The following is a 12346-nucleotide window of genomic DNA, read 5'->3' as shown; positions in this document are numbered from 1 at the left end:
TGATGGGTAATTGGGAAAGTATAAATTGTAACTTTTTCCCAACTACCAATCGCCAATTATCCATTTGCTACTAACTGGCGATCGCGCCATGCTAAAACGCTGAAAATTACCAGTGTTGCGAGTAAAGCTGCGCCTATTGCTTGGTGACTTACTGTTAATGGTTCGACTTGTAAACGTAACCGGAAAGTCGCCACCCCTAAAGCAATTTGACAGACTAGCAAAGCGCCAGAAATGTTAGCTAAAAATCGCAAATTTGGGTGCAGTCCGGCGGTTCGCCATGACATAATTACCACTGCTAAAACTCCCAAAGTTGCGGGAACAACCCCAGCAATGTGATTATTCATCACTGTACATAAACTAGAGTCAGATAAGCATTGATGTAGTGCCCATTGCGAACCTACTAACGCGCCTAAAAGACTTTGGAAATAAATCAAAAAGGCAGCAACTAAGCTGATCCAGGCTAATTTTTTCGCGGTATTTGTGCCTTTGTAGGGCAATAGTGAGGTGCCAATTACTAACAGGGTAACAAAAAATAACAGTGCCGTTCCCAAGTGTGCGGTGACAATATCGAATCGCAAGAGTTGAGTAACAGTTAAACCGCCGAGAATGCCTTGGAAAATAATTAAGAAGAGGGCGAATAAAGATGCCCAAGGCAACCATTTGGGTATCTGTTGGCGATACCACCAGGATAATCCCACTAGGACGATCGTACTAATTCCCACTAAAGCCGCATCTAACCGATGAAACCATTCGAGGAAAACTTGCAGGTTCATTTGTTGACTGGGCACTAATTGACCATAGCACAAAGGCCAATCGGGGCAAGCTAATCCGGCGTTCATTACCCGTGTCGCACTTCCCACCGCCATTAACAGGAAGGTGGCGATCGCAATCTTCCACACCAAACGACGGATAATGTCTACTGGGGCGATCGCGGAATTACTTCGATCCTGCTGCAACACAGATTCAGTCATCGTTCTACCTTCTCCAACTCCTAGTGTTAAGTTATGGCTGAGTGAACACTCAACCGCATCCAACTAAGGCATTAGTTAACACTTTACTTACGGGATCGAGTTTTGCCCAAAAGCTTTAGGTAATTTTCAGTTCTTCAGGGTTTATATTTCTTAACGGAAAGGCAGAAGAAAGGCAGAAGGCAGAAGGCAGAGGGCAGAAGGTAAGAAAGAAGAAAAGGGTAAAGGCAGAAGAAAGGCAGAAGGTACAAGGGTTGGGGGAGAATAATTTAAAACTCAAAATTCAAACCTTTCCCCCTTCTGCCTTCTGCCTTTCTTCTGCCTTCTGCCTTCTGCCTTCTGCCTTCTGCCTTTCTTCAGTGTCCTGCCATGCGTTGACCAATTTCTAAGACGTTAGCATCGGCGATCGCACTTTCGTAGAAAAATTTACCTTCGCTGAGCACGAGGACGCGATCGGCAATTTTGAGGATTTCGTCTAAATCTTCGCTGACTAATAAAACAGCTACGCCGCGATTTCTGGCAGCTACAATTTGGTCGTGAATGAAACTTACTGCGCCAAAATCTAAGCCAAAACAGGGATTAGCGACAATCAATAATTGGACTTTTTCTGATGATAGTTCTCTAGCTAAAACTGTGCGTTGGACATTGCCACCAGAGAGGTTAACTACTGGGGTATCTGGTGAGGGTGTTTTGATGGAAAATTGTTTAATTAAACCTTGGGCAAATTGACGAATGATTTTGTTAATTAACACCCAACCGCCTACAGCTTGGGGAGGGCGATCGAAAGTCCGTAGCGCCAAATTTTCTGCCACACTCATGTTAGGCACGCAGGCATTTTTTAACGGTTCTTCTGGCAAGGAGAAAATTTGATGTTTGTACATTTCGGCGCGAGTAGCTTTGTACTTTTTCCCGTTCACTAAAATCTCACCCGCAGTTGCCGGACGTTGACCCGATAATACTTCGACTAATTCTTTTTGTCCGTTACCAGAAACCCCTGCAATTCCGACAATTTCCCCAGCATGAACTACGAGATTTACTCCGCAAATAGCTTCTAATCCATTATCTTTATTAGTATGCAAATTTATAACTTCTAATACCGGAACTTTGGCAACAGTCGCTTGTTTTTTAATTGGTTGAGATTCGCGTTTTTCGCCCATCATCATCTCAGCCATATCGGAAACGGAGAGATTTTTTACTGTCCCGCAACCTGCAAATTTTCCTTTGCGTAATACTGTTACTTCGTCAGCAAAAGCGGTGACTTCGCGGAATTTGTGACTAATCATCAATACGCTTAATTTTTCCGCTATTACTTCTTGGCGTAATAAGCCTAAAATTTCATCTGCCTCTTGGGGAGTTAAGACTGAAGTTGGTTCATCTAAAATTAAAATCTTACTTTTGAGATATAGCTGTTTAAGTATTTCTAATTTCTGTTTCTGTCCGGCGGCTAATTGGTAAATGGGTGTGCGTAGGTCAAGATGAAAAGGTGCTGAAGCCATGAATAAGGTTAGGCGATCGTATTCTGCTTCCCAATTAATAAGATTTGAGCCTTCTACAGAAGAAAGTACCAAATTTTCTGCCACAGTCATTGCTGCAATGGAGGTGAAATGCTGATATACCATGCCGATGCCATATTTATGGGCATCACGAGGATTGGTAATTTTATGTGGTTGTTGATTAATTAATACCTGCCCACTATCAGCAGTGTAAAAGCCCATAATGCACTTGACTAAAGTACTTTTACCTGCGCCATTTTCTCCCAATAAAGCATGGAATGTCCCCGGTTTAAGAGTAATTGAAACATTATCTAATGCAGTCATGTTACCAAACCGCTTGGTCATGCTAATTACTTCTAATTTCGGTGGCTTCGTGACTTCTATCATTAAATTGGAAGTAGTGGCAGTCATGGGTATACCTCAATTACGTAGAAGTAATCAGTATTTCATGGTCTATAAATTTTAGTCTGTTCGACGGTAACTTTTCTTTACCTGAATCGTTGTGGTTCTCATTTTTTCTTCAGGTTCGGTAATCCGTTCATTAAATTTGGTAACTTTTACTTTTAGATAAGTCGAGCTTTTGCTAACCTGTTCAGAACACAACGTTGGTAGACAGCGTTGTAACAGTTTTCCAACTACTTAAAGGAAGTTAACATTTCTGATTTTAGTTCGCTAATGGTCGAGTGCTGTTAGCGATCGCTAAATAACTTAACTCTATTGCCGGATTAGGAGGAATTGAAATGAAGCATTTTGCCGATGAATGGGTTAACCAATGGTGCGAAGATAACGGTTGGACAGATTTGGTTGTTGACGGCAAAAATACTTATTGGGCTTTTCCTCCCGGCGCAGTAATGCCGGAACCAATTCCTAGCCAAGAATTAAGAGTAATTAAAGATAAAAAAGGTTTGAGTCCGCAAGAAAGAATTTGGGCGATCGCTGCTGTGGTAGTAACAATTAGTGCGACAATTGCTAGTGGCGTGATGAAATGTCCGATTCCGATTGTTTTGGCGTTTGCGTTTTGTGCGGTTACGGTTGGTCAGTTTGACTTGGATTAGTTTTTTTTGAACCGCAAAGAACGCAAAGGACGCGAAGAAAGAGAAGAAGGAGTTTTTTAAGATCGGGGATCGAGGCTATCGCGTAAACCGTCTCCTAAAAGGTTAAAAGCGAGGACGGTTAAAGTAATAAATAAACCGGGAAAAATTGTTGTCCAAGGATAGGTTAAAGAGTAGCCTCCTTTGAAGGCATCGGCTAACATTGTGCCTAATTCTGGTGTTGGTGGTTGTGCGCCTAATCCTAAAAATCCTAATCCCGCTGCTTCTAAGGTTGCTGTACCAATTGATAGTGTTGCTTGAACGATTAAAGGTGAAAGTGTACTGGGTAAAATGTGATTAAAAATAATCCGATTTGGAGATGCGCCTAATGCTTTTACTGCTTGGATAAATTCTTGTTCTCTTAATGAGAGTACCATGCTACGAGTTAAGCGAATATAAATGGGGATTTGGACGATTCCTACTGCTAACATGACGCTGGGTAAACTTGGGCCTGTGACGGTGACGATCGCGATCGCTAATAATATAGAAGGAAAAGCCAAAAGTATATCTGTTACCCAAATAATCAAAGTATCAGCTTTCCCCCGAAAATAACCCGCAATTAATCCTAAAAGTAACCCAATTATTAACCCTATTCCTACTGAAATTAACCCAACAGTAAGCGAAGTTCGCATTCCATACCAAACTAATACTAAAATATCTCTTCCTAATCCATCAGTTCCAAACCAATGTTCAGCACTAGGAGGTTTTAAACGTGCTGCAAAATTCCGGTCTGTAGCCGGATCGTAAGGATGAATAATTGGCGCTAAAACGGCAAATAATACGATCGAAATGATTAAAATTAAACCAATTTTACCGGAAGTAGATTGTAGAAAACGTTCCCAAAATTTTTGCATAATAAGAAGATATGATACAAATCGTCCGTTGTTCCCACTTGAGTGGGAATCGCGCTGAAGCGCCTACAACAAACCTTCCGTCCGTTGTTCCCACTGAGAGTGGGAATCGCGCTGAAGCGCCTACAACAAACCTTCCGTCCGTTGTTCCCACTTGAGTGGGAATCGCGCTGAAGCGCCTACAACAAACCTTCCGTCCGTTGTTCCCACTTGAGTGGGAATCGCGCTGAAGCGCCTACAACGAACCTTCCGTCCGTTGTTCCCACTGAGAGTGGGAATCGCGCTAAAGCGCCTACAACGAACTTTATTACTTATACTGAATTCGGGGATCTAAAAAAGTATATGATAAATCTACTAACAAGTTAATCAACACAAAAGTTACTGACACAAAAATTACTCCTCCTTGAACAACTGGATAATCTCGCGCTAAAATTCCCTCATAAATCCAAGAACCAATCCCAGGCCATGAGAAAATTGTTTCTGTAAGAATTGCCCCACCAAGTAAAGTACCAAATTGTAACCCAATAGTGGTATTAATTGGTAGAAAAGCATTTTTTAAGCCGTGTTTTAAGATAACGAAATATTCAGGAACTCCCTTTGCTCTCGCAGTGCGGATATAATCTTGCGATAGCACTTCTAACATGGCGCTTCTAGTAATTCTGGCGATGATTGCTAACGGAATGGTTCCTAATGTTATGGCTGGTAAAATTAAATGAGATAGGACATCTTGTGAGGTTTTGATATCTAGTTTGAGAAGGGAATCTAGAACAAAAAAACCTGTGATTGGTTTAAAGTTAAACCCTACGTCAACACTAATTCTGCCGCTAGGAGGTAGCCATTGTAAGTTGACGGCGAATAGATAAATTAGCAATAATCCTAACCAATAAACAGGCAAAGATACTCCTATTAAAGAACTACTCATTAATAGGTTATCTAACCAGCTATTTTTCCGAACAGCAGCAAAAATTCCGGCGGGAATTCCTAAAATTAAGGCGATTAACATTGCTGCTACTGATAATTCAAATGTCGCAGGCCAACGGGTTGTAATTTCATCAATAATCGGAATACCACTAATAATACTTTTGCCAAAATCGAAGCGAATTACATTGAACAAAAAGTGAAAATATTGAATTGGCAATGGTTGATTTAATCCTAATTGCTGTCTTAGGGATTCTATCTGTTCTGGTGTCGCTATTTCTCCTAATAATACCACTGCTGGATCTCCGGGAATTAAATGCAGCAATGTGAATACTAAAAGAGTGATTCCGATAAGAACTGGAAGCAGATTAAGTAACCGTTTTAAAATATATTTAAACATGGTTTATATTCAGTCTCGATCGCTATTGCATGGTAGAGGGCGGGTTTTGTTGAGATATTTTTTGTGAGTTCCAAGTATTATTTGCTAAACCCGCCCCTACAATAACATTTTTTGTTCTATTGTTTACACAAATAATCGATCCAAATTGGTAGGGGCAGGTTTAGCCAAAAGATGGAAATCACTATGAATAATGTAAAAGTTAAAACCTGCCCATTCCTAGCTTTGGTAATTTTTAATTATCACTTCTTTTCAATTCTGGTAAAATTTTCGCTACCTAAAGGACTAGGAATCCAACCTTCAATATTCTTTCTTTTTGTTAATAATGGTTGGGAATGTACTATTGGTAAACGGACTGCTTCTTGATGTAAAATTTCATCGATTTGAGCATAAATTTTCCCTCTTGCTGCTTGATTTCCTGTCGCCCGACCTTGGTTTAAAAGTTGGATAACTTGGTCGTTTTTCCAATTTCCTATATCTACAGTTCCACCAGGGCCAAAATGGGGGTAATAAAAACTATCGGGATCGCCATAATCAGCTGTCCAACCTAACATAAATGCTTGAAAGCCTGGGGATTTTTTGCGATCGGCAATGTAAGCAGCCCAATCTTTGGTGTTAAGTTTAACTCGAATGCCGATCGCACTTAAATCGGCAGCGAAAGCTTCAGCAATTGGTTTTGGTGTGGGAAAATAAGGACGGGAAACTGGCATATACCAAAGTTCTAAATCAAATCCGTTTGGATAGCCAGCTTGTGTTAGTAATTCTTTGGCTTTTTGCGGGTTAGGTGCGGTTTTGGTCAGGTTTTTTGATTGCGCCCAACTTAATATGGATGGGATAAAATGGGGAGATGTTTCGCCTAAGTCTCCCCAAAATGCTTGAACAATTTGTTGTTTGTTGATGGCAAGGTCGATCGCCTGTCTCACCCTCACATCTGCTAAAGGTTTATAACTGGTATTCAGCGCCAAATAGCCAACATTAAAAGAGGGACGGGGAACAGCAACTAAATTAGGATCGCTTTGAATTTCTTTAATTTGATCGGGCGCAAGATCGACGGTAAAATCAATTTGTCCGGCGCGAAGTTGCGCTAATCTTGCTGCGGGATCGTTGACAAAACGAATTACTAATTGATTGGTTTTGGGTAAACCTTTTTGCCAGTAATTAGGATTTTTTGCCAAGGTAACGCGATCGCCTGTTCGCCATTCTTTAAATATAAAGGGCCCAGTTCCTACCGCTAACGCATTTGGAGTACCATAATTAGCACCAGCTTTTTTAATTGCTGTGGGACTAGCTATGCCAAAAAATCCCGATCCAATGGCAGCAGGAAAAGCTGCAAAAGGTTGTTTTAAAACAAATTGAACTGTAGATTTATCAACTACAACAAAGTTTTGTAATAAGGAATTCGGATCTCCTTTAAAACCGCCAAATATTTGCTGCCAAATCTCATAACTTTTGCCAGCATTGCGATAACCGTTGGGATTTTTGGCATCCCACCAACGTTCCACATTAAACTTTACTGCTTGGGCATCAAAATTTGTACCATCGTGAAATTTAACTCCCGGACGCAGTTTAAAAGTCCATGTTTTCCCATCAGCAGAAACAGACCAAGATGTAGCTAAACTCGGTTGCAAATCGGTAGTACCTGGTTTAAATTCTAAGAGGCGATCGTAAATTTGTTGTTGCACAATTAGCGAATTACCATCAGTAATATTTCCCGGTTCTAGGTTTACTGGCGAACCTCCCGAACCGTAAACTAATACTTGTTGATTTGTTGGGGAAGTGGTGGTGGTAGTTCGATCGCTATTCGGCGCACTTTTACAGTTGTTTAGGAGGAGTGCGATCGCACAAACCGCCCCTAAAAAAAATAACCGTCGTCTTTTATAATCGATCATGTTAATTTCTAAAGATATGAAAGAAGTTAAACTAGGAAAATACCTCACTCTCGAAGAGTTTTGTACTTGTACACAAACTTATCAGAAATACGCCGATAAAATCAATCCTTTTCCCGAAAACTTAGCAGAAACATTACCTGCGATAGATGCTTTAACACAGTTTATTTTAGAGCCAATTATAGATTATTTTGGAGTAGAAAAGTTTCGTCTTACTTACGGTTTTTGCTCAAAAGATTTGAAAAAATATTTAGCCAAAAAAGACCCAGAAACAGGTTTAAAAAACGGTCGAGTTGCGCCGGAAATTGACCAGCATATAGCTCATGAAATTAATAAAAATGGGAAGTATTATTGTCAGAGGTTGGGTGCTGCTTGCGATTTTTTGATTTGGGGGGAAGAGAGCGATCGCGTTATCGACTGGATTTTAGCACAAAAATTGCCCTTTGATTCACTTTATTTTTATGGTTCAGAACGCCCCATTCATATTAGTTACGGCCCGCAAAATAAAAGAGAAATTTGGACTTTTACCGCATCAGGACAACCCACAAAAAAGGGAATTGAGCATTGGATTATTTTAAATAAAAAGGCTTTATTATGATATTTTCATCAATTCAACTAATTTTTTTCCCATAAGTAGGTAAGTTAGCATATCTCCCTTACCTTTAATATGTATTAAACCACGTTCTCGAAACAAATACTTTTCTTTTAAAATATCGTAGGTATTTTCTGTAACTTGAACATAACCTGGAATCCCCTGAGATTCCATGCGACTAGCAATATTAACTGTGTCTCCCCAAAGGTCATAAATAAATTTTTTGGTGCCAATTACTCCAGCTATTACTGGCCCAGTATTCACCCCAATTCTGATATTGAAATCTTGATTGGTTTCTTTATTAAACTGCTTTAGTGCTTGCAACATATCAAGCGCCATATCTGCGATCGCTTCTGCATGATCTACTCGATGGTGGGGAATTCCGGCTGCTACCATATAGGCATCTCCAATTGTTTTTATCTTCTCTAGTTGATGAATTTCAGCTAATTTGTCAAACATCGAAAATATGTGGTTGAGTAAATCAACTAATTCCTGGGGACTGATCCGTGCGGAAAGTTTAGTAAAGCCGACAATATCAGCAAATAAAACCGTAACTTCGCCAAAAGAATCAGCAATATTACTTTCTTCTTGTTTCAAGCGATCGGCGATCGGAGAAGGTAATATATTCAGTAACAAGCGTTCAGATTTTTCCCGTTCTGAACGCAAATCTTTTAATAAATTTTCCAAAGTTAGCAACATCCAATTAATTGACTCAGATAAACTAGATAACTCATCTTTTCCCACAACTGAAATACGTCGGGATAAATCTCCTGTTGTACCAATATTTTTTACTTCCCGACTCAGGTTGATTAAGCGACGGAGAACCAATCTTTCTAAAAGTAATAACGTTACACCAGTAAAAACTATTCCTACTATCACTAAAGAAATAATTAAATAAAGCTGACTAGTTTTCGCTTGTTGATAAGTTGTGCGGGGAATATCTACCCGCAACAGTAGTGCTGGTTGACCATAGATATCCTTTAATAGTGCATATCCACCCATAGTTTCTTGGTTGAGTGGCTGCACCCAAATCGACTTTTCCTGAGACAAAAAAGAACGTGCTGTTTGGAAATCACTTGCCATTTGTGGGTCATTGTAATTCTGAATTGTCAAAGGTAGCCGTGATATTTGTGACAATTTTTTGATATTGTCTTGATCTAAATAACGACCAAATATGAGAGTTCCTCGGATCGGGCCTAGACCTTCACTGGTTAAAATTGGCTTAGAGGTAATTAGCATTGGCATCTGATTGACAATAAGGATGCCATTTAATTGGCTATTGCTATTTTGATGCTTAACTAATAAGCTATTTGGAGTTAAATGTTGATTGAAGTCTTGGGGAACTGGTTGCAGTTTTCGCTCTGAAATATTAAAAGTTGTGCCAAATATTTGCTGCCCTGACTTATTAATAAATAACACTAAATTTACTTTTAAGTTGGCTAATTGTGCTGGGACAAGATTGGATTCTATGTAACGCTTATTGCCATCATTGATAAAAGTGTAAGTATCATCCCAAGCAGACCAATCATCATAGCGAGAACTGAAGTTTTCCTGATTTTGAGTGAAGATGTTTAAAACTCCTTCCACTGTCTGATGGCTACTTTCCTTTTCTGCTTGAGCAAGGCTTCCTAGTAAAATAGTTGATGAAACAGTGTATAATACACTAATTAATCCAGCTAGTGTGAGAGCAACTGTTAACAGAGTTTTAGTTTTTAATTTCATAATTAACTATGAATTTTTGAGGCAATGAAATTCAGTAAACCAAATAATTGAATCAGATTGAAAAATTTTGCTGTGTAAATTGATGAGTCTTAAATAAGTAAGATGCCCCAAAAAGCATATCTCTATTATCTCGCTATTTGGGCTAACTGTAAAAATTTTATTTCCTGGTAGCTTTCTTACACCATGTTCTAGCACAATACATTGCTCTGTATGTAAAATTTTAACCAAATGTGATTTTATACTTTATCTTTTCCCCTGGTTTTTCGATAACGCGCCTCTTTAGCTGCTTGCGCCAACTTTAACCGATAAGGGTCAGCATCTTTCTGCCAATACAATCGATAATTGCGAATTTCAGCACAATGTTCTTCTAAACAACGTTGCCAACTTTTAAGCGTTCTAATACTATTTAAATCATCAAATAATCCCCAATTTTCTTCTTGTTGGCTGAGTTTGACAAACTTTTCATAATCAGGATAATCAGGAGTTAAAACTGTTTCTTTTCGATGCCAAAGTGGAGGATCATTTGAATCAGCATAATCACGATAACTAACGTGCAAATCTCTTAAATCAATGTGCATACTAGTGTGTAAAGCTGGATGGGGATCTGTATCAAAATTGGGATAAAATAAATAGGAAATTTTGGGTATTTTGGTATGAAATTTGATTAAAGTTGCGCCATCCATGCGACCAAGAGTTCTGCTAGCGCAGCCTTCGTAAATTCTCAAACGATAGTCGATTTCTGGCAAAGCGGAAACATGAACATACAGAGCATGAGCGCGTTTACTACCGATGTTACTAGCTTCACAGCATTTAGCTATAATGCTTAAATTTCCTATACTAAATAACATTCCTTCTGCGGTTTCTTTGGCTTTTCTATAACTACCAAAAAGTCCTTTGATATCCCTTTGAATAACTGGAGGGATATCTTTTAATTTATGAGGTTCATTAAAATTCTGTAGTGCTAGATAAAGTAGTAAATCTGAGTAACGTTTTTCGGTAATCATATCCCACTCCTGTCGATCGGTAGCTTGTAAAATTACTTGAAAAGCACGACTAATTCTGCCGAATTCAGCTTTTAATTCGGTTTCTTGGGGGAATTCTCCTGGTAAGGGAAGACGACCTCTTTCGGTGACAAATGCCATTAAAGGTTGAAGTAATTCTTGATAGTCTTCAAAGCGTTTATCTATGTATTTAACTCTGGGTGTGGAGAGGCGCGATCGACAACGGGAAGCACGAAAAGCTTCTGCTTGAGTTGGATCGCGGAAAACAAAGTAAATTCCTAAAGCAATGGGAATAGAATCTACTTCTAAAACTTGGTCAATATAAACTTTTAATTCTTCTTGTTGGTAATACTTCTGAAACGTATTTTTGCGAGTAATAAATCCATCGCTATATGCAACTTGACCGCGCCTTTCATCATCAATTAACACCTGTGCAGAAACAACTAAAACTTGTTTAGTTAATTCCCAAGCTTTGAGTAAAGCTTCTCGCCGTTCCTTTTGACATTCAATGACATTAATTACATAGCCAATATTGACGATATCGGCGGGAATTATCGGATTATCTGGAAAGTAATACGGGTCCCATCCATTGCTGATAAAACCATTTTCGGCAATGCGTTTAACATCACCGCCATAACCGCAACCATAATCAAAAAAGGTGGTATCTTGATTAAATATGTTTGCTTCTAAAGCTAAACGTACCGGACGAGAAATATCTCGGCGCATCATTGCGGCTCGGTGGCGTTGAATTTGGGGGGGAAAGGTAACTGGGGATGGATGATTAAAATTTTTAGAAAAATTCAAATCAGAAAATTCTAATTCTTCGCCGTATTCTGTAATAATAAAAAGGCGATGGTTGCGAATTTCTACACCTTTTTCGTCTAAACATTGCTGCCAACCTTTGAGCGTGCCAATAAAATTGGTTTTGTCAAGAAGTCCTAATATTTGTTCTTGGCGAGTCAATTCGGCAAATTCTGCGTAATTAGGATATTCTGCTGTAACAAAAGTTTCTTTGCGGTGGAGAATTGGCGGATTATCAGCAGTAAAATAATTGCGATAGTTAATGCTGTTATCTTTTAAGTCAACTTGGATACTAGTGTGTAAAGCGGGATGGGGATCTGTGTCAAATTCAGGATAATATAGGAAAGATATTTTTGATTCGTTTGTGTGAAATTTAACTATGTTTGCTTGGTCAATTTGTGTGCCTACTATCAAGAGGAAACGATCGTAATGAAGACGCAATAAAGGGTCGAGTTTTTCAATTGCCGAAATGTGTACGTAGAGAGCATTGGGTAATTTTTTACCGATCGCACTTTGCAGACAACAAGTTTCGATCGCACCCGGTTCTTCCAGGCGAAACAGCAGTTCATCGCTGATACTAAAACTAGTCATTGCTTTGCCTCAATCAGCTATCTTTTTGAATAAGA

Annotated in this window: 9 protein-coding genes; 2 read left to right on the top strand and 7 right to left on the bottom strand. The window is 39.2% G+C overall.

Features of this window, described 5'->3' with window-relative positions:
* Positions 1-56: 56 nt before the first annotated feature.
* Both IQ264_RS02935 and IQ264_RS02930 read right to left on the bottom strand, forming a co-directional pair.
* On the bottom strand, positions 57-971 hold the full coding sequence (locus IQ264_RS02935; RefSeq protein WP_193978429.1) for a COX15/CtaA family protein: 915 nt from the start codon (positions 969-971) through the stop codon (positions 57-59).
* 353 nt (positions 972-1324) lie between these two features.
* Entirely contained in the window at positions 1325-2872 is a 1548-nt protein-coding gene (locus tag IQ264_RS02930) for an ABC transporter ATP-binding protein (protein ID WP_193978427.1), read from the bottom strand.
* Positions 2873-3201: 329 nt separating this feature from the next.
* Between IQ264_RS02930 and IQ264_RS02925 the strand changes: the two genes are divergently transcribed.
* A complete protein-coding gene (locus IQ264_RS02925) occupies positions 3202-3516 on the top strand; it encodes a hypothetical protein (RefSeq protein WP_193978425.1) in 315 nt (104 codons plus the stop codon).
* 56 nt (positions 3517-3572) lie between these two features.
* On the opposite strand, the gene IQ264_RS02920 is transcribed toward IQ264_RS02925, so the two are convergent.
* The 3 genes from IQ264_RS02920 to IQ264_RS02910 all read right to left on the bottom strand — a co-directional run bounded on the left by IQ264_RS02920 (position 3573) and on the right by IQ264_RS02910 (position 7607).
* Positions 3573-4406 (bottom strand): ABC transporter permease, encoded by an 834-nt coding sequence (locus IQ264_RS02920; protein WP_193978423.1) that lies wholly within the window; start codon positions 4404-4406, stop codon positions 3573-3575.
* A gap of 304 nt (positions 4407-4710) precedes the next feature.
* Positions 4711-5721, bottom strand: coding sequence for an ABC transporter permease (locus IQ264_RS02915; protein ID WP_193978421.1), 1011 nt, complete (start codon positions 5719-5721; stop codon positions 4711-4713).
* A gap of 239 nt (positions 5722-5960) precedes the next feature.
* A complete protein-coding gene (locus IQ264_RS02910) occupies positions 5961-7607 on the bottom strand; it encodes an ABC transporter substrate-binding protein (RefSeq protein WP_193978419.1) in 1647 nt (548 codons plus the stop codon).
* A gap of 16 nt (positions 7608-7623) precedes the next feature.
* Between IQ264_RS02910 and IQ264_RS02905 the strand changes: the two genes are divergently transcribed.
* Positions 7624-8202: a hypothetical protein gene (locus IQ264_RS02905; RefSeq protein ID WP_193978552.1), complete on the top strand. Its 579-nt coding sequence runs from the start codon at positions 7624-7626 to the stop codon at positions 8200-8202.
* Here IQ264_RS02905 and IQ264_RS02900 read toward each other — a convergent pair.
* Positions 8197-9918 carry an adenylate/guanylate cyclase domain-containing protein gene (locus tag IQ264_RS02900; RefSeq protein ID WP_193978417.1) on the bottom strand — a complete coding sequence of 574 codons (1722 nt, stop codon included), beginning with the start codon at positions 9916-9918 and terminating at the stop codon, positions 8197-8199. The genes IQ264_RS02905 and IQ264_RS02900 overlap by 6 nt on opposite strands.
* Positions 9919-10154: 236 nt before the next feature.
* Positions 10155-12311, bottom strand: a complete 2157-nt coding sequence (locus IQ264_RS02895) for a DNA phosphorothioation-associated putative methyltransferase (protein WP_193978415.1) — start codon at positions 12309-12311, stop codon at positions 10155-10157.
* Positions 12312-12346: the final 35 nt, after the last annotated feature.

This window comes from [Phormidium] sp. LEGE 05292 (assembly GCF_015207735.1).
Taxonomy (GTDB): Bacteria; Cyanobacteriota; Cyanobacteriia; order Cyanobacteriales; family Aerosakkonemataceae; genus Floridanema.
The sequence above is the reverse complement of the archived record's forward strand: the minus strand, read 5'-3'. Positions and strand labels throughout refer to the sequence as shown.

Coding starts and splice junctions, on each gene's coding strand:
- IQ264_RS02910 (WP_193978419.1), bottom strand. CDS start 7,607: ATGATCGATTATAAAAGACGACGGTTATTTTTTTTAGGGGCGGTTTGT.
- IQ264_RS02930 (WP_193978427.1), bottom strand. CDS start 2,872: ATGACTGCCACTACTTCCAATTTAATGATAGAAGTCACGAAGCCACCG.
- IQ264_RS02905 (WP_193978552.1), top strand. CDS start 7,624: ATGAAAGAAGTTAAACTAGGAAAATACCTCACTCTCGAAGAGTTTTGT.
- IQ264_RS02920 (WP_193978423.1), bottom strand. CDS start 4,406: ATGCAAAAATTTTGGGAACGTTTTCTACAATCTACTTCCGGTAAAATT.
- IQ264_RS02900 (WP_193978417.1), bottom strand. CDS start 9,918: ATGAAATTAAAAACTAAAACTCTGTTAACAGTTGCTCTCACACTAGCT.
- IQ264_RS02895 (WP_193978415.1), bottom strand. CDS start 12,311: ATGACTAGTTTTAGTATCAGCGATGAACTGCTGTTTCGCCTGGAAGAA.
- IQ264_RS02915 (WP_193978421.1), bottom strand. CDS start 5,721: ATGTTTAAATATATTTTAAAACGGTTACTTAATCTGCTTCCAGTTCTT.
- IQ264_RS02925 (WP_193978425.1), top strand. CDS start 3,202: ATGAAGCATTTTGCCGATGAATGGGTTAACCAATGGTGCGAAGATAAC.
- IQ264_RS02935 (WP_193978429.1), bottom strand. CDS start 971: ATGACTGAATCTGTGTTGCAGCAGGATCGAAGTAATTCCGCGATCGCC.